Origin of the sequence: Leptospira kobayashii, from assembly GCF_003114835.2 — a bacterium.
GTDB classification, from domain to species: domain Bacteria; phylum Spirochaetota; class Leptospiria; order Leptospirales; family Leptospiraceae; genus Leptospira_A; species Leptospira_A kobayashii.
Genome location: NZ_AP025028.1, coordinates 3,314,910 through 3,333,128, shown reverse-complemented (window position 1 = coordinate 3,333,128; position 18,219 = coordinate 3,314,910). Strand labels below are relative to the sequence as shown.

Sequence of the window (18,219 nt, the reverse complement as noted above, 5' to 3'; positions counted from 1 at the left end):
TTACTCGATCGGAGCCTGGGATTCGTAATGTTCATCGGACGCCTCAGAATCGTTATGCGAACTTTCGTCCGAACTTTCATGATGATCTTCTTTGGAAGTTATTTTTTTACCGTCATCATCTTTCTTTTTGATGGCTCTGATTTTTGAATCCGTTTCATACAGCCTCTCTATCACTCTTTTTAAAAGTAAAAACAGAAACTCCGGACTTTCCTGTCCCATTTGAACAAATGTACTCCGGTTTATGATTCCCAGTTTTGCACCTTCCGAGACTACGACGATGGATGCTGATCTCGGACTGTTGTTGATGATTGCCATCTCCCCGAAAAATTCTCCGGGCAAAATACTTCTCATCTTAGTATGTTTGCCTTCGATGTGTTTGTATATATCCAGCTGGCCTTCAAACAAAAAGAACATAGCCCCATTCGAAGGAACTCCTTCTTTGAATAGAAGCTCACCTCTTTTGAGATTGATCATGGAAAGTTTTGCGAGCGATTCTTTAAGTCCCATCGGTTAACTCTTTTAGTTTTTGCTCCGCTTCGATGAGTCTTTCCACATAAGTTTGCAAGAGGGCATAAACGAACATGGGATTGGAGTTTGCAATTTTAGTCAGATTTTGTTTGTCTAAAATCCCCAACTGCGCGCGGTCTGATTCTATAAATACGGTCATTGTGCGGGGATGAGCGGAGATGAGTGCGATTTCGCCGAAAAATTCCCCGGTAGAGAGCTTTCTCACTTCGTGGAAGTTTTTTTGATCGGGTGCTCCCATTCCTACGGATAGAGTTCCACTTAAGATGAAATACATCTTTTCGTTAGACGGCTCTCCTTCGCGGACGATAATCTCTCCTCTTTTGAAAGATTTCGTCGGAACGGTATTAACGAAGTCGAATATATTGATTCTATTTTCTTTTTTGGGAAGGGACATCAAGCGCCACGATATATTTCTACTAATTCCGGTATGTTTTTATCTTCGGCATATTTCAGCGGAGACTTTCCACTACTATCATCTAAATTTGCATTACCGCCATTTAAAATAAAAATTCTACCTAACTCTAATATGGAGTCTTTTTTACCAGGATCAAATTGCAGCGCCAGTTCGGAAAGAATAGTTTTTCCGGATTTGTCAGTGAGGTTTAAATTTGCTCTTCGTTCAACTAGTAAAAGTACTAATTTCTTATATTGTTCAGCAACTGCAGCTTCACGCGTTTGTAAAAATTTAATTACAGCCTTTCTTAATACGGTGAACCCGTTGTTGTCTGCGGAATCCACCTCTGCTCCTTGGTTCAGTAATAACAAAATAAGATCACTATTGTTTCTGTTAAATGCAATATGGAGTGCAGATAATCCTCTTTTGTTTTTTGCATTCACACTCACTCCTTTGGAGAGTAATGTCTTAACAAGTTCCTGAACGAACTTCTGATCTTTTTTTTCTACTTCCTGTTTGGCGACCACCATAATCAGTGTTTCTTCTTCCGAATTTTTTTCATTCGGATCTGCACTATTTCCAAGTAGTAATTTGATCGAATCCAAATCCTTTCTCTCGATGGATTCGGTGAGTAAAGACTTGCCATTACGGGAAACATGATTCGGATTCGCTTTTTTGCTTAATAGAAGTTTTGCGGCTGTGAGTTGTTTCGCTTCCAAAGCAAGCGCAAGTGGGGTCTCCCCGTTTTGTACCGTTAAGCTATCCACAGCAACGTTCTTTTTCAAAAGTTCTTCGATGATTTGGTTGCTTCCTTTTTTTGCCGCAACATGGATCGGAGAGTATCCTCCTTCCGTTTGGATATTGAGATCGGCACCGTTTTGAATCAATGCAACTGCAATCGGAAAACGTCCTTTTTCCAAAGCGTCCTCTAGCGCAGGTTTTTTATTCGTAAATCGGATATTTAAGTTTGTTTTGAATTCAATTAAGAGTTTGGCAAGGCTGAGATCGTTTTTTTCAACCGATAATTCCAAAAGTGTTTTTCCGCTTTTTCCTTTCAGTTCGGTGGACAAACCTTTTCCGAAAAGAAGTTTGATTATGTTTAAGTTCTTTTTGTTGTAAGCGGTAAAACTAAGAGGTTCGTCATTATCATCCAATCCGTCCCATTTTGCACCTCTTGTAAGAAGTAGTTCCACCCCCGGTTGATAGGACTTATCGATGGAAAGCAGCAAAGGGGTGATTGTTTTCGTATCTTTCGCATTTGCATCCGCGCCTGCGTCCAAAAGAGTAGTGACTAATTTTATATTTTTCGATTCCAATGCCACAAACAGTGGAGTTCGACCGGTTAACTCCGGTAAGTTGACATTGGCTCCGTTCTGCAAAAGATAAACGATGGAGTCCGTTTTCCCTTTTTCCACTGCAAGGAAGAGAGGAGATTTTCTGGGATTGTTACGAAGGTTAACATCCGCTTTGCTTTCCACTAAAATCTTTTGAATGGAGAGGTTTGCTTTGAGAACTGCGATATGCAAAGGAGTGTTGCCTTCTCCGTCATAAGCATTCGGATCGGCGCCTTTTTCGATCAGTGTTTTGATTTGGTTTGTCAATCGGGAAGTCACCAAGTAGTGAAGCAGGGTTTTTCCGGAAAAATCCCTTCGATTCAAATCGGCGTTCGCAATCACCAAAGAATCGAATTGTTTTGTTTTTCCTTTTTCCACAGCCAACATCAAAAGAGTTTTGCCGTCCGTATCCGCTGAATTGACATCTCCTCCCTTGGAAATGGCGGTATCCAGATCTTTCGGTGTACCTTTGAGTAAAATCTTCACCATATCCGGTTTGATTTCTTCAATGGCTTCGTTTACATTCGGTTTTACCGATTCAAGAGAATTGTTCGTATCTTGAGAAAGCAAGGAATTGAAACTGAAGAGTAGAATGATAAGTGTGATTCTGTGTTTTATTTTTGATGTTTCCATTTTTTTCTTTTCTTTATTATTTTGGTAAGTAAGCGCTAGGGTCTAACGCTTGTTGTTGGGGGCCTTTTCTGACTTCGAAATGTAGGTGAGGTCCTGTAGATTTTCCCGTGTTCCCCACTTCTCCGATGATATCACCCGAACGAACCACATCCCCTTCTGCGATTTTTCTTTGGTTTTGATGAGCGTAATACGTATAAACATTATTTTTATGACTTAGGATGGTGAGCACTCCGTAACCGCCCGTTGTTGTGATGGTTTTCCATACTTTTCCATCGCTCACTGCGCGAATGGCAGTCCCGACAGGTGCGGGTAAATCCACTCCGGAATGGAAAGCACCTACTTTGCCTGTGACCGGATCGACTCTGGTTCCGAAATTCGATGACACATAACGATCGTTATCAATCGGAATTTGGAAGTATTTGGAAATATCATCATTGTCCACCAATTGCCCCTTGTCTTTGGAAACAAATCCTCCGAAAACCCAACCTTCCCATTGGTCGTCCCAATTCACATAAATCCATTTGGAACGGGTTCCTCCGATGGTTTCTATTTCGTTTTTAGAATCTATGATTCTCAGTTTTTCATCCCCGGGAATGGATGCGATGACGGTTCCGTATTCGTTCGGTTCGTCCCGCAAGCGCAAACTGGCCGCTCGAACATATCGTTTTTCGCCTGGCTTCAGTTCGTCGGGATTTTCCTGAGGGAAAGAAGGGAAATCCGAATTGGAACTGGAATCGTAACTTTGTACTTCGGAAGAACTTAAATATCCTCCGAATACCCAACCTTTTTGGTATCCGCTTTCCACTTGATGCCAAGCGGCAGAGATACCGTCTATATTGTCTTCATAATTTGTGGATTGAATGACAGTGATTTTGATTCCTTTGGTAAGTCTGTCCACGATATAGGAATTCACTTCCGGGTTTTCGCGAACATTCAGGGAACTTGCATTCACCCAAAAAAATTTACCTTTCAGTTTGTCTGTGGTTTTCGGTTCCGGTTCCAGGTTTACCGTTTCGGTCACACCGATTTGTTCTTTGCCGGGGATTTCCGTAAACTCGGGAACATTTTCCGTCATCTCTCCCGTCACAGGATCAAAAAACGGTTGTTCTGCGGCTCTCGATTTTTTGGAAGCTTTCAGGTTTTCGGGAAATGCAAATGCTCTTGTAGACGGAGGTTTCAGACTTGCCAGTTTTTTTTCAGGCGAATCTTCTTTGGAAAGCGCAACGGAAGACAAATATTCGGAAGGAATGTAACCTTCTTTTTTCGAATTCGTTCTCACTAAACACCAGTTTGGTTGATCTTTCTTGTCAGGCCCGTCATTTTTTAAAACCAAAACCACTTCTATTTTTTCACCTCGGAGTAGTTTTGTGTCCGTATTGAATTTGGGAAGAGGGTTCGGTTCCGATTTCAATAGATAATTTTCGGCGGAATAGGCGAAAATGGATTTTGCTTTTTTAATTTGACCGCCGGGGGAATCGTTATGTTCGATTACATCGCGGGCAAGACTGGGATCCACCGGCAACTCTTGGAAATTGAGTCCCGGATAACGATCTTTCAGTTTGGAATAGAATTGGTAGTACTTTGCCAGTATCTTTTCTCTATTGGCTTTGTCTTTTTGCAAAAGCGCATCTTGTTTGTCTTTTGCTTTGTTGTCTATGGAGCTTTGCGAGAGTAATGGGAAGCAGGTGATTAGAAAAAGAACTAAGCTCAGTATTTCGGTTTTTTTGTTCATTCCATCCTCTTCTTTTTCCTAAGAAATTTAGTGAAATTTGGGATTTGGTCAAGATTTTTTGGGTTTGGAAACCTTCTTTACTCCTCTTCCGGAAGAAGTGGAGTGAGAAAAAAAGAGATAAATTCCAATTTTCCTCTCATAGAAGACTTTTCATAAATGGAAGCCGTTTGGTTTTCCACAGTTCTTAAGCTTTTCCCACGAACCCCTGCGATTTGTTGGTGGGAAAAACCTCTTAAAATCAGAATTGCAATTTCCTTTTCCGTATCGGTCAGTTTCCATTCATTCATTTGTTGGTTCGCTTCTTTCCAAAAATTCATCTCCGGTCCTTTTAGAATCCGGTTGGTTCTTTTTAGGTCATGGATCACTACTTTGGCTTGGTTGTTTTCTCCGGCTTCCTGTTTCAGTTCTTTGTAGAGGATAAAAATGGTAAGAAAGGATGAGACTGCGATCAAAGTTTCGAAACTGGCAATAAAAACCCGATAACGATCGAAAATGTCGGGCGGGTTGGTCAGAGTGTAGGTTTCTTGGACAATCCAGAGAATGAGAGAGATTCCGTAGAACCAAAGGAATAGAATTCTATATTTACGGTGATTCATGGGTAAATGTAATGTTTACGGGAACCAAACGATTCGTGCAAGGAATTTAACTTGTAGGTGTTATCCGCAATTGCGGGAAACACTCATATCCTCGTTTTTAGTGGGTTCCCACATTTGCGGATAACCTCCATTTGCAGACGAGGTTTTTTTTGAGATACTGTGAGCATGAAACGAATCGCTCTGGGTATTTTGCTGATTTTTCTGGTGGTCGGATGTGTTTCCTTGCCTAACCCGGGGAGGAACTACCGTTATAATAATTTCTACTTTCAGGTAGCACAAGGGAATGTGGAAAGAGTCCGGGAAATGTTGCGTGCGGGCCAGAATCCGAATATCCCGGAAGATACCTTCGATAGGATGACCCCTCTTATGATCGCTTCGAAAGAAGGTCATCATGATGTAGTTCATGTACTACTGACTTTCAAAGCGAATCCGAATTTAAAATCCAGAAACGGACACACTGCTCTTATGATGGCAGCATACAACCGTTATCCTAAGGTTGTGGAGTATCTTTTGGACGCAGGTGCCGATCCCAATTTGAAATCCGAAGCGGGTCATACTGCACTTTCCGAAATCCTTCAGAACGAAAAGGAAACAATCGTCCACTTACTCAAATCCAAAGGCGCGGTTGAATGATATGAAACGATTTATGATTTATTTTATACTATTTCTCGGTTTTGTCTTCTTCGGAAATTGCGGCAATGTAAAGAGCAGAGCAACTTGTTTGAACCAATGCGGTTCGGAACAGTTGGTCTGTAGTTTGGTCACCCAACAACAGAATATGGGCTCGGGTGGATCATTCGTAACCTGTCTTGCTATTTATAATATATGCGAATCAAAATGCGGAGGTACAACTACGACCACTACACGTACCACCAGAACCAGCTCTAGTTCCGGCGGCGGTGGAGGTTCCGGAGGAGGAAGTAGCAGTGGTGGCGGAGGTCACGGAGGAAGCGGGCATTGATCGGGTCATTTAGGTAATTTGAAGTTTGAGTTTTATTTCTAGACAAATCTTTTCCACCTCTTCTCTGTTGGTGGCAAACATGTGTTTGCTGCCAAAAGATTTTTTTTAGAAATCCCGCAGGCATTTTGTGATCCGAGAAAATCATTCCGAAGGACGGATTATCCGGTTTGTCTATAAATGATTTTTGCTCCGATCTTTAGATTTTTATACAAATCGAAAAATTGTTCATTGGGAACGATACCTTCCCCGTCTCTTGAAAATTCGGGACGTAATGCTTTTAAATAGTACATTCCCATCTCACCTTTGTTTTTGGCGGATACCTTGCCTCTGTATTCGCAAACGAAAAATCGTTTTACTTTTTCATAAGTTTCTTCCGAGAGATTGACTTCACCGGGTGTACTGCTACTTTCCATACGACTTGCAATGTTTACCGTATCTCCCCAAACATCATAAGCGAACTTTGTTTTGCCGACTACTCCGGCAACAACCGATCCCGTATGAATTCCGATTCGTATTTCCCAGAAAGGCTGACCTAACATTTCTTTTACGACTTTTACCTGATTCATAAAAGATTTGATCTCCATGGCAAACAAACAGGCATCCACCGGATGAGTGAAATTTCCTTGAGGGATACCTCCGGCAGCCATATAGGAATCTCCGATCGTTTTCAATTTTTCGAAATTGTGGCGAACCGCTATATCATCGAATTGGGAAAAACAAGCGTCTAACTGTTGTATTAGATCTTCAGGAGAGAGGGACTCTGCAGCGTTTGTGAAATTTTTAAAATCCGTGAATAGAATCGTAGCCGATTCGTATTCCATAGGTATGACTTCTCCTTTTTCCATCAATTCTTCCGCAAGTTCTCCCGGTAGAATGTTTTTTAGAAAATGAATGGTTCTTTCTTTTTCGGATTCCAAATCATTCATCAGGTTGGCATTATGAATGGAGCCTGCTATCTGTTCGCAGAAAGAATTGATTTCGAAGAATTCGTCTTTGTTCCAGTCGGAGCCTCTGGTAAGTCTTGTGACGCAGATGATTCCTATGGTTTGATTTTGAACTACCAAAGGGATTTGTGCAAAATTGTCCAGATTGAATGCATCGATGATTCTTTTGTCATAACCGGAAAATAAATTGTCGGAGGATTGGATTCGTTTCAGATAAACCGGCTTTTTCTTTTCATAGGTTCTGAATAAGGAGCCTGATTCTTTGGAAAGAGGTGCGGAAAAATTGCGAAGGAAATTGGTTACTAAAAGTCCTTTATTGAATATCTCTTTGGAAAAAACATAAGGCATTAGTTTTTTCTTTTTTTTATCGGTAAGTAAAATAAATCCGAGTTCCACCCTGTGATTAGATTTTAGAAATAAAAAAACTTCAGTAATAATATCATCTATCTTGTTATGCGAGTTGATTTTTCGGATGGATTTATAAAGTAATTCCAGCTTTTGTCTGTTAGTCTCCAGGATTTGTTTTTCGTTCTGAATCTTTTTATTTTTGTCTGCAAGCTCGACGATCAAAAATCCGGATTCGATGGAGCCAGCAACATAATCTCCTATGATTTTGATTTGATTTTGTTCTTGGGGTGATAGTTTCAAATCACCCGAATAATCCAAAAGATCCAGAGTGCCTATGAAATTTTGGCGTAAAAACAAAGGTACGATGAATAAGGATCTTAAGTTTACGGAATTTTTATTTTCCAGCTCGACTCCTTTCGTGTCGTATTTGTTCAAATCTTCTATAAAAAATGTTCTTTTTCGTTTCCACGCATAGGAATGGGCATAATAAGTGACAGTTTCATTCGTGACTTTGATTCTTCTGGAACGGATTCCTTCCCGAAGATCTTCTTCTATTTCATCCGGAAAATTTGAATCGTAAAACACGAGTTCGTTTGTGTCTTTTTCGAATATGTAAAGAACATAGTGGGGGACTTTGTATTTGTCCCGGAAGTAACGAGCCAGTAAGACCAGGATCTCCTTTAAATCGCGACAAGCATTGATTTCTCTCAACAAAGAATCCAAGTCCGTCAATTGGGAATAAGACCTGTAGAGTTTGTCGGAAAACTCGTCCGATTGGGATTTTATATCGTATATTTCCTTTTTTTTGGAAACGATCGTGTTCTCCAATTCGGAAATCGTATTTTTGTATTGGGCAATCTCTTTGTCGCGGGCGGATAAAATTTTATAAATGCGAAAGAGCAGATAGAATATAATCAGGATCCCAAGAGCGGCAGCGGCTAAAAATTCAATCATATCGATTTACTTGATTAGGATTCTTGCACCGCGTTTTTGTTGGGTGTAGAGTCTTTCGAATGCTTCATTGGGATGAATGCCTGATTCCAATGCAAAGTCCAATCGTAAGGATTTCAGTTCTATGATCGGGATCGGATCTCCTTCGTAAGTATTGATTTCTTTCTGGTTTTCCAAAACGAATAATCTTTTTATTTTTTCGGCGGTCTCAAGCGATATGTTGATTTCGCTGGAATGAGCCCCTCTTCGTATAGCTTGTGTTTGTGTAACGGTTTTGCCCCACACATCATAGCTGAATTTTGTTTTTCCTATTACGCCGGCAACAACAGGACCCGAATGGATTGCAATTGTAATCGAAGGAGGTTTGAATGCAATGTCCGGAAATTCGAGTTTGATCCGGTTCGCTTCATCTCTGATTTGAAGTGCTGCAAGACATGCATCAATCGTATGAGTGAAATTTCCTACGGGTAGTCCTCCGGCGGCAACGTACATATCTCCCGTCATTTTTAATTTTTCCATATTATTGGATTTGATGATTTCATCGAATCTGGAAAAATATAAATCCAATCCTTCCAATAGTTCTTCCGGAGTGAGTTGGGAAGTCATCTGAGAGAAGCCGGGAAAACTAGTCATCAGCATGGTTACGTTTTCGAATTCCACCGGATTGACTCTTCCTTTTCTTTGCAATTCCTCCGCGACGTTTTTGGGTAGAATATTCAAAAGAAGAGAATCGGATCTATGTTTCTCCTCTTCGATCTTGTTCATCAGAAAGTTATTTCCTATAGCACCCGCTATGTGTTCGGAAACCCCGACGATGGATGTGAGCTCCTCTTGATTCAATTGGATTTCCTTGTCCATAATTCCGAAAATCGCCATAGCGACTACTTTGTCGTTATTGATCAGAGGAGATAGAAGTAAGGAGGAGACACCGGATCTGTTTATTATTTCTCTGTCGATTTCGTAAGGGATTTTTTTAGGAATCTTTTTCATATAGAAAAATCTTTTTCTCGAATAACACTTGTAAACGAATCCGCTTTTTTCGTTTAATTGGAATTTCAAATTTTTGAAAAAGAATATGTTTTCATCCGCAAGCAAATCGAAGCCGGAATGATTCAGATAACGGAACTCGGAAAATTCATCATCCATATAATACAACACGCAGTTGGAGATCCGGTAGTTGGATTTTATAAATTCGAAAATCTCTGCGAGAGTTCCTTCCAGATTGGTTGATGAGTTGATTGTTTTTGCAAACTCATTCAGTTTTTGAATTTCAAGTTTGGCAGACTCCGCTTTTTTTCTTTCTTGTTCGGTGATCTGAAGTAGTAGCGAGTTTTGAATGGCTCCTGCAATTTGATCGCAAAAACCTGTGATCCTTCTCAATTCATCCCTACCTAAGTTGAGTCCTTCCTTATAGGAAGTGAAATAAGCCATGCCGATCACTTCGTTCTGAACAATCAAAGGATTGATGATAAATGATTTCAGTTCCAGATTTTTAATGATTTCTTTGTCAATTGAATATTCCAAATAACCGGGAACCCGGGAAAGATAAAGAGGCTTCTTTCTAACGTAGGATTTATAAACAAATCCTCCCTTTTCGTTCAAGGGAATGATTAGGTTGCGTGCAAATTGCAAATGTTCAGGTTTTGCCTGTTCCGGATTCGTAGTGCTGTAAGTATAAAATTCGTTTTTCTTATGATCAATCAGTTGTAAGATGGTTCCTTCGATCCCGAAAGTTTTCAGAATATAATCGAACATCTCCTGAATGATTCGATCCAGATTGGACTCCGAATTGATCTTTTTGGAAAACTCATTCAATTTGATCACTTCGTTTTTGGCGTATTCGGTATTGGCTCGAGCTAGTTCCGCGAGATTTCTTTCTTTATTCAGATTTTCGATTAACATCGAGTTGATGACTGCGGTAGCGATCGCTTCCGCAGTACTTTCCGCTACACGAAGATGATCTTTGGAAAAAGATACGTTTTCTTCCGTTGTGAATAATGTGAGTAAGGCGATCGTTTTCCCCTGTGCCACGAGTGGCAAAATCATCCCAGGATGTTTTCCCACAATATCCACCATGATTTGATTGGAATCGGTCAAAATCCCTTCTTTGACTTTGGAAAATCGAAACGGCCTGTTCCGTTTGTAAACCAAATACATAACTCCCGAATCGGGATGAAGTGCGAAGTGTAGATTGGATAATAACTTTTGTTTTTCTTCCGACAAATCGGAGGAAAGTGCGGATTTATAATAATCAATCGAACCCTTTTCCTCATTGACCAAAAATAGAATCATAGAGTCGCAGGAGACTTCTTTCTTCAGATAATCAAATGCCTTGGACATAATGGATTCCAGCCGGAGACTGGAGTTGAGGGTTTTTGCAAACTCGTTTAACCTTTGTATGTTTTCTCGGGAGTTTGCGAGTTCCTTGGTCCTTTCCACTACCAGCCCTTCCAACCCTTCTTTCAAACTGTTCAATTGTTCGTTGGACCCTTCCAGATTTTCTTTCAACTTCTCAATGGATTCGTAGGCGCGGGTGAATCCGTATGAAAGAATATAACCTTGAAATAGAATGAACAACAGAAACCCGAAAGGAGTGAGGTTGAGAGTATTGATTACGTTGTTTTGATAAAGTATGTCGTTTGTAAGGGCAGCGCATACGAATAAAAATCCTGCGAGAGACATGCTTGCTGCCACCTTGTCATTGTTAAATGCCATAACGGTGGCTGCGATGATTACTAGGCAGATAACCATAAGCAGTAGTTGAAAATAGAGAACAAGAGATGCGAACTGGTGGACCGGAAAAAACAAGGAAATCATAAAAGGAGTGATCAACGTCAAAATTGCCAAGGTTGTTCTTTTGCCTAAAGTCGTGGGGAATATCAAATGATAAAAGTATACGAACACCGCCGTTGAGATGTAAAAAGTGGAAAATTCAAAACGAATCAGCAGATCCATAGGTATTTCCGGGAAAATGCTTGTGAGTAATCTTTCTCCCGTTGTTAAAATCCGCAGAATTAAAAGCAAACTGAATAAGGCTATGAACAAACTTGCTTTGTCCTGCCTTCTCATAATGAAGAGTCCGATATGATAGAGGGCCCACAGAAAAATACTTCCTGCAATAAAAGATGTGACTTGGTAGATTCTGTTTAATTTTCCATATACTTGTTTTCGTTCTCCAATTTCAGCGGATTCCCAAAATCCTCCTTTGGGATAATGGTAATTGGATACTTCATAAACGATCTCGGTCTCTCCCGATAAATTTTCCAAATCAAAGAGCCCGGGTTTGTAGGAAGGATGAAATCTTTCCGGGAATCGGGAAACTTTCCCTTCTTCGTGGACCAACTTTCCGTTTACGTACAATTTGTACGCTGAGGATAAATCCAGATTATGAATGGCAAGAGGAGGATTGTTTTCGGGGAGTTTTAATTTAAGCCGATAACTTGCGTAACCGAATCCTTCCAAGGTTTTCCCTTCGACTTCCATCCCCTTCCAAGTCGAAGGAATGGAAACAGTAACAAAAGATGCGGGGTTTTCCGTTTCCATAGAAGAAGAAATATCTTCATAAGTTTGGTTCCAGTAAAATTCCCATTCTCCGTCAAGCGCCACGATTCCGTTTTTGCTAAAATCCCAAGTCTCCAAATCCAAAACCCCTTGGGAAGCCGGATCAGCATGTCTTTCTTGCTTTTGACAGGAAAGAAAAACGAATCCAGGAACAAATAGGATTAGAATGAGTTTTTTGAGGTAATAAGGCATGGCGGTAGCCATCCAAGCTAAACGAAGATGTCGATTTTTAAAGCAAAAAATTAGTAGCTGAGTTTTATCTTCGAGTCTTCAATCCAATCCGATAACAAGGAACGAATCGAATCGATCATCTCCGTGTTTTCGGATGCACTATAGGAAACAATTCCGTTCTTTTTTTGGAATGGATAAAATAAAACCGCAGTATCCTGACGTAAGTCCTGCATGTTTTTCAGAAAGTCCGCATTCATTCTGAAGCTGCCCACACTTATATCCATGATCTTTTCCGCATTTAGGGTTTTCCTGAACTTTTTGATCAAATCCGAATAAGCTTCTTTCCATCCCGGTTCTCTTAATATGGGATCCAGACAAATCCGTACATTCCATCCGTCTTCACTCGCTTTTTTCAAAGATTGAATTCTTGAATCCGTCGGTGCGGTTTTTTTTTCTATCTGTCTGGAAATGGCTTCGGGAGAAACGGTCCAAGCCAAAATCACATTGGGAATCGGTTTCATGTCAGCTAATAGTTGATAGTTGCTCGATTTGGTTCTGATTTCCAAAACAAGTTCCGGTCTGGATTTTGCAAATTCAATCCATGCTTTAGTTGCCGGGAAAAAAGCTTCCGTCGCCAAAAGATCGGTATCATAAGAGAGAGCGAGATAGAGACTTCCTTTTTTTTTCAGGAATTCATCCGTAGATTGGAAAAAATCCTCCCAGTTTACAAATAATACGATGTTCCCCGAAGAAAACATTCCTTGCAAATAACAATAATCGCAGTCGTAGAGGCAATTCAAGGCAAGAGTATTGTAATAGAATTGCGGATGATCGAAGTTAGGTGAAAAGTCGCTTCCCGGATAAAGATATTGATCCTTTTTTTTGGCAAGTATCAGTTTGGGGGAAAGTTTTTGAATTCTGAAATCCTGCCCTCTTTTGTTGAATACGTCTTTGTAATGTTTTATTTTGATCATTTCGGAAGACTTGAACTTTTCCAGGATCTGCAAAGTTCTGAAATGATTTTCGATCTCTTCTTCGATGTAAATGTGGGAAAAGGATTTAAACAAGTAGTCTCCCGAGCCAGATTTGAAAGATTTCCTTGGCGATTCGTTTTTCCAACTTTTTTTCTTCCGTAGGAAATTCGGGAAGAGGGATCTCGGAATTCGGGTGTCTCAGTTTGAAATATAATATCGTTTTTTCCAATTCAACTAACATAGATTCCGTGAAATGAAGACTTTCCCCTATGTTTCTCCAATTCGTTTTTTCGGGATTCGAAACTGTTTCTTCTTTTTCCCAGGCGAATGGTTTTAAAAAATCGGATAATAGCGGTTCAAGTGTTCGTTCCATATATTCGATCACTTTATTTTCCGTACAAAATGTACCTTCCAGGTGATCGGATATGATTTTACCCACCTGAATTTGTTCCAAGTCGAAATAGAGACTTGCCGCTTCAAAAAAACCGCTGGCTTCCATATCCACCAAATCAACCGATTCCGACTCGGATTCCGAAAGTTCCCTGAAATTGGGAAGAGGTTTCGAATTTCGAGCTTTGGAAAAACTCACCGGTCTGTCGAATGTGGTGAGGTGGGCTTCCGCTTTGAGGGAGAAGGATTCGATTCTTTCCGGGAAATATTCCTTTTTCGTAGAATCATCCGTTATGCGGTTGATCCAAAAAAAATCACCTAAGGATTTGTTCGGAGATGTGGTACCTGCGATTCCCAAATTCCAAATTCTATGGTATTTTCTTTCTTCTTTGGGGATTTTGTGGCTGATCTCTCCGAGAGCGAGTGCGGCCGCTAATTTTCCCACACCGGTCACTGCCAGAATGTGTTCTTGCGTGCGGAAGTATCTGAATCTTCCTTGGGTCGGGTCGGGTTTGGCTCCGAGCGCCAGGATCCAGGGTTTCGCTTCCGAAACTAAGGCAAATGTGATCACTCCCATGGTCTAATCTTTTGTCCGGGGGCATGCATGCAAAGAAAACTTTTACTAGCAATCTTCTTCTTCATCTATTTACCATTACATTCAGGAGAAAAAAAAATGTCATTCCATGATTTCCATTCTCAAACCATCCAAGGCAAAGATATCTCCCTTTCCGATTATAAAGGAAAAGTGGTGCTTGTCGTCAACGTAGCATCTAAATGTGGTTATACGCCACAATATGGCGGACTCGAACAACTTCGTAAGGATTATAAAGACAAGGGATTTGCCATCATAGGATTTCCTTGCAATGATTTCGGCGCGCAAGAGCCAGGAACGGAAGCGCAGATTGCCGAGTTCTGCCAGTTGAATTTCGGTGTGAGTTTTGATATGATGAAAAAGATCAAAGTTCTTGGAAAAGACAAAGATCCTATTTATCAATTTCTAATCGAAAATGCTCCCGAAAAAGGAGATGTGAAGTGGAATTTTGAAAAATTCCTAATCGATAAAGACGGTAAGGTAAGAGCCCGTTTTCCTTCCGCCGTAAAACCGGAAAGCGAAGAGTTGAAGAAAGCGGTCGAAGGTTTATTATAATAAGGAATGTTTGATTTGTTAAGAAGGTTTTCTTTTTTATTTCTGATCTGTTTTGCCGCATCCATTGCGGCGGAAGAAGTTTCTTCTTTGAAAATCTGGAATTCCAAAACAAAGTCCTATGGGGATTGGTCGGAGATTCTGAAACAAGCGGAAGAGTATGAAGTTGTCATTTGGGGAGAAGAACATGACGACGAGGAAGGTCATAGAGCCGAACTTATTTTTTTCAAAAAATTTACGGAAAGTTTTTCTGCGACTGCTTTGAGTTTGGAAATGTTGGAAAAAGACCAACAGTTGATTTTGGACGAGTATGCGAAAAACGTCATTCCCGAGAGGCAGTTGTTAGCTGGTAGTGGTCATTGGAAAAATTTTACCTCCGATTATTTTCCTTTGGTCAAACATGCGAAAGAATCTTCTTCCTCAATTGTTTGTGCCAATCCTCCCCGTCGTTATGTGAATGCGGTGGCAAGAAAAGGAACGGTTGCCTATTCCGATTTTTCCAATGAAGTGTATCATTGGATTCCGGAAGCACATACTTTAAAACAGAATATTTCCCCCAATTACCAAACCAAATTGTCCTCTATGTTTCAGGCGGATCATAGTTCCGATTCCACTCCGAAGCCCAATCTACCGAACTCGGAAAATATGATACTCGCACAGTTCATGTGGGACCAGGGAATGGCGGAGTCGATTTCCCGCGAAATCTACCGCTCCGGACGTAAAATCTTCCATTTGAACGGTAGGTTTCATAGCGATGACGAGGGAGGAGTTGCGTTCCGTTTGCGTAAAATGGGGCACAAGGTTTTGGTTTTGTCCGTTTTCCCCGAGGGAAAGGAAGAAGAAGGGGATTTCTCAAAATTAGGTGATTTTGTAATTTTAACAAAGGGCCGATAATCAGAAGAGAGAGTTCCTATGCAGGCAAATATAAGTGTACCATCTCCGAAATATCTTTGCCCCCATTGCAAAAAGGCTTCACGCCTTCCCCAGCCCTTACCCGAAAACGGGTTATTTCAACTAACATGCGCTCATTGCCAAGAAAAGGTCGTACTTAAATTCGAAAATTATAATTTCGAAGTGGATCGGATTATCCCTGCTAAACGGGAGGAGTCGGTCCTTCCTCAGGAACCTGAAAAAATCATTAACACTGCAAATAGTACGGAGTCGGAACAGAAACCGCTATTTGAAAAAAGAGTCGTAAGAGAAAGAGAAGAGATAAAGCCGGAAAAACCTTTTTTCAAAAAAGAGGAAAGAAAACAAAATCATAACCGAAGCGAGAGAAAACCTCTCCCCGCCTGGCTCACTTCTTCCCGGCCGCAAACTGTTCCCGTTCAGAAAAGACCTAGGATCAAATCGGATTTATCATTTTTAAAAGTCGGATTCACCGTCACCGCATTTGCTTTGTTTTTATTTATCATCGTTTTTGCTTACTTCATTGCCGGAGTATTTCAAATCAAAAAGGAAGTTCCCGATTTACTGGTTTCTCTTTCTAAAAATATTCCTACTAAGATTTTGGATCGAAACGGAAATGTAGTCAGTGAAATTTTTCAAAAAAGGACTTCCACATTACGTTTGCAAGACTATCCGGAAGATATGATTTCCATTCTTTTGAATATCGAAGATCAAAAGTTTTTTTCTCACGGCGGGATCGACTATATTGCAATCTTGCGTGCTTTCGGAAAAAACGTAATCGGTTTCAGTTATAAGCAGGGTGCTTCTACAATTACACAACAATTGGCAAGGATCATCATTGACGACAGAAGAAAAAGCCTAACGAGAAAAATACGGGAAGCGCAGCTTGCTTTTGCGCTCGAATCGGTAATGTCCAAAGAAGAGATTTTGGAGACTTATATGAACCATGTCTATCTGGGGCATGGTGCGTTCGGTTTCGGGGAAGGAGTGAAATTTTATTTTCATAAAAATCCCCAGGAGCTTTCCCGCGAAGAGATGTTGTTACTTACTTCGCTTCCTTCCGCACCGAATAAATACTCTCCTTTGAAAAATCCGGAAGACTCTTACAAAAGAGTACGGGCGATACTTGCGATGTTTAGGAATCGGGGCATTTTCCCCAATCTCCAAAAGGAAAAATTCGCCTCTCTTTATCATAATTTTTCCACGCGTTCGCCGAATGAAACCGTATTCGGTGCGAGACAAGACATCGCTCCCTATGTAACCGAACATATACGAACCATTCTTTCTTCGATTGCGGGAGACAAGAACATATACGAGAACGGTGGTTATACGGTCGAAACCACTTTGGACCGTAATATCCAGGAAATCATCAGCCCGCTTGTGCGCTCGTATCTAGCCAAAGCGGTCAAGTCGGGAAAAATTCAAAAAAAACTGATTCGGAAATTGCCGGATACTTCCGAAGAAAAGGCCATCAAACAAAGGTTTGAAGATGTTTCTTTGATCAACGACTTTCTTTGGGAAGCCGACTTCACGGAAAATGCCAAAGAGTCCGGAATCCAAGCTGCTATTGTAGGCATTCAACCGGAAACCGGAGAGATTCTTTTCCTTCACGGAGGCCAGGAATTCAATAGCAATAATCAATTCAATCGAGCCATTCAGATGAGACGCCAAACGGGAAGTTCCATCAAAGCAGTGTTATATGCTTCAGCGATTGATTCGGGAGTGATCCAATCGGGAACCAAGATCCTGGATGCACCTCTTTATTACCGGGGAGGCGGGGGAAAGGAATGGTCACCAGACAATTTGGGAGGGACTTTTGACGGAGAGATTTCCCTTCGCACTGCTCTGATCAAATCCAAAAACACGGCAGCAGTTCAGGTGGCGGAAAGACTCGGATATTCCGGAATCGAAAATTATTTTACCAAATTCTTTTTCCCGAACGCGGGTGAGAAAAAGGCAAGGTTTCGGGGAGATCTTTCTTTGGCATTGGGGACTCTGGAAATTTCTCCTTTGGAGATGGCATCGGCTTTCACCGCATTTGTGAATCAAGGAACAGTGAAACGTCCCTTTCTGATTAGAAAGATCACCAATTCCCGGGGAATGGTTTTGTATGATCTGAAGGATATGGACGAGTTTAAACTCAAACTACCGAACGAAAGGCAAGTCATTCGCCCCGATACAGCCGAAGTAATGATTTCACTTTTGAAGGACAGCGGTCGTGCCAGTGGAGTACGAAACGGCGGTTATACGGGAGAAGTTGTAGGTAAAACGGGAACAACCAACGATTATAAGGATGCTTGGTTTGTGGGTGCGAGACCCGAGGTATCCCTTGCCGTTTGGATCGGTTATGATAATCCGAAATTCGGTATGGGAGGGAGCGGACTCGGAGGAGCGCTTGCTGCACCTCTTTGGGGTGAAATCCTGAGCATAGTCGATCGAAATCATTTTATCACCCGTAAGAATTTCACTCCTCCTGTTTACAGCAAAGTTCATAATATCTGCCCTATCTCGGGAAAGGAAGCAGGCCCTAATTGTCCGAATCCCGCTCATGAGCTTTATCTTTCCGACTATCCACCTAACGGTCTTTGCACGGACGACCATAAACTCCCTAATTTGGAAAACAGGGACTTGATGAAGAGTTTGTTTTAA

General features: G+C 41.1%; 14 protein-coding genes. 5 read left to right on the top strand and 9 right to left on the bottom strand.

Going from position 1 to position 18,219, the window contains the following annotated elements; translation table 11 throughout:
- The 5 genes from DI077_RS14950 to DI077_RS14930 all read right to left on the bottom strand — a co-directional run bounded on the left by DI077_RS14950 (position 1) and on the right by DI077_RS14930 (position 5,217).
- Positions 1–507 carry a Crp/Fnr family transcriptional regulator gene (locus DI077_RS14950; protein WP_242935229.1) on the bottom strand — a complete coding sequence of 169 codons (507 nt, stop codon included), beginning with the start codon at positions 505–507 and terminating at the stop codon, positions 1–3.
- Positions 497–922, bottom strand: coding sequence for a Crp/Fnr family transcriptional regulator (locus tag DI077_RS14945; RefSeq protein ID WP_109021053.1), 426 nt, complete (start codon positions 920–922; stop codon positions 497–499). Before DI077_RS14945 ends, DI077_RS14950 begins: the two co-directional genes overlap by 11 nt.
- A complete protein-coding gene (locus DI077_RS14940; RefSeq protein ID WP_109021054.1) occupies positions 922–2,889 on the bottom strand; it encodes an ankyrin repeat domain-containing protein in 1,968 nt (655 codons plus the stop codon). Before DI077_RS14940 ends, DI077_RS14945 begins: the two co-directional genes overlap by 1 nt.
- Before the next feature lie 16 nt (positions 2,890–2,905).
- Positions 2,906–4,621, bottom strand: coding sequence for a peptidoglycan DD-metalloendopeptidase family protein (locus DI077_RS14935; RefSeq protein ID WP_242935228.1), 1,716 nt, complete (start codon positions 4,619–4,621; stop codon positions 2,906–2,908).
- Between the two features lie 77 nt (positions 4,622–4,698).
- A complete protein-coding gene (locus DI077_RS14930; RefSeq protein ID WP_109021055.1) occupies positions 4,699–5,217 on the bottom strand; it encodes a helix-turn-helix transcriptional regulator in 519 nt (172 codons plus the stop codon).
- A 165-nt stretch (positions 5,218–5,382) separates the two neighbouring features.
- Here DI077_RS14930 and DI077_RS14925 point away from each other — a divergent pair, with 165 nt between their 5' ends.
- Together DI077_RS14925 and DI077_RS14920 are read left to right on the top strand one after the other, a co-directional pair.
- A complete protein-coding gene (locus tag DI077_RS14925) occupies positions 5,383–5,850 on the top strand; it encodes an ankyrin repeat domain-containing protein (protein WP_109021056.1) in 468 nt (155 codons plus the stop codon).
- Position 5,851: 1 nt separating this feature from the next.
- Positions 5,852–6,178, top strand: a complete 327-nt coding sequence (locus DI077_RS14920; protein ID WP_217351563.1) for a hypothetical protein — start codon at positions 5,852–5,854, stop codon at positions 6,176–6,178.
- 158 nt (positions 6,179–6,336) lie between these two features.
- Here the strand turns inward: DI077_RS14920 and DI077_RS14915 are convergent, their stop codons facing one another.
- Genes DI077_RS14915 through DI077_RS14900 form a run of 4 tightly spaced genes read right to left on the bottom strand, consistent with a single transcriptional unit; the run spans position 6,337 to position 14,094 of the window.
- The gene (locus DI077_RS14915; protein ID WP_109021057.1) at positions 6,337–8,424 is read right to left on the bottom strand and encodes an adenylate/guanylate cyclase domain-containing protein; all 2,088 of its coding nucleotides are present in this window, start codon (positions 8,422–8,424) and stop codon (positions 6,337–6,339) included.
- A 6-nt stretch (positions 8,425–8,430) separates the two neighbouring features.
- A complete protein-coding gene (locus tag DI077_RS14910) occupies positions 8,431–12,174 on the bottom strand; it encodes an adenylate/guanylate cyclase domain-containing protein (RefSeq protein ID WP_109021215.1) in 3,744 nt (1,247 codons plus the stop codon).
- 50 nt (positions 12,175–12,224) lie between these two features.
- On the bottom strand, positions 12,225–13,220 hold the full coding sequence (locus DI077_RS14905) for a spore photoproduct lyase family protein (protein ID WP_109021058.1): 996 nt from the start codon (positions 13,218–13,220) through the stop codon (positions 12,225–12,227).
- Entirely contained in the window at positions 13,213–14,094 is an 882-nt protein-coding gene (locus DI077_RS14900) for a nucleoside phosphorylase-I family protein (protein ID WP_109021059.1), read from the bottom strand. The genes DI077_RS14905 and DI077_RS14900 overlap by 8 nt, the downstream gene beginning before the upstream one ends.
- 27 nt (positions 14,095–14,121) lie before the next feature.
- On the opposite strand from DI077_RS14900, the gene DI077_RS14895 reads away from it, so the two are divergent.
- From DI077_RS14895 to DI077_RS14885, 3 genes are read left to right on the top strand one after another with little or no spacing between them, the layout of a single operon-like run.
- Complete coding sequence (locus tag DI077_RS14895) at positions 14,122–14,664, top strand: glutathione peroxidase (protein WP_109021060.1); 543 nt, start codon at positions 14,122–14,124, stop codon at positions 14,662–14,664.
- Between the two features lie 6 nt (positions 14,665–14,670).
- The gene (locus tag DI077_RS14890; protein ID WP_109021061.1) at positions 14,671–15,555 is read left to right on the top strand and encodes a ChaN family lipoprotein; all 885 of its coding nucleotides are present in this window, start codon (positions 14,671–14,673) and stop codon (positions 15,553–15,555) included.
- A gap of 30 nt (positions 15,556–15,585) precedes the next feature.
- Positions 15,586–18,219 (top strand): transglycosylase domain-containing protein, encoded by a 2,634-nt coding sequence (locus DI077_RS14885; RefSeq protein WP_109021217.1) that lies wholly within the window; start codon positions 15,586–15,588, stop codon positions 18,217–18,219.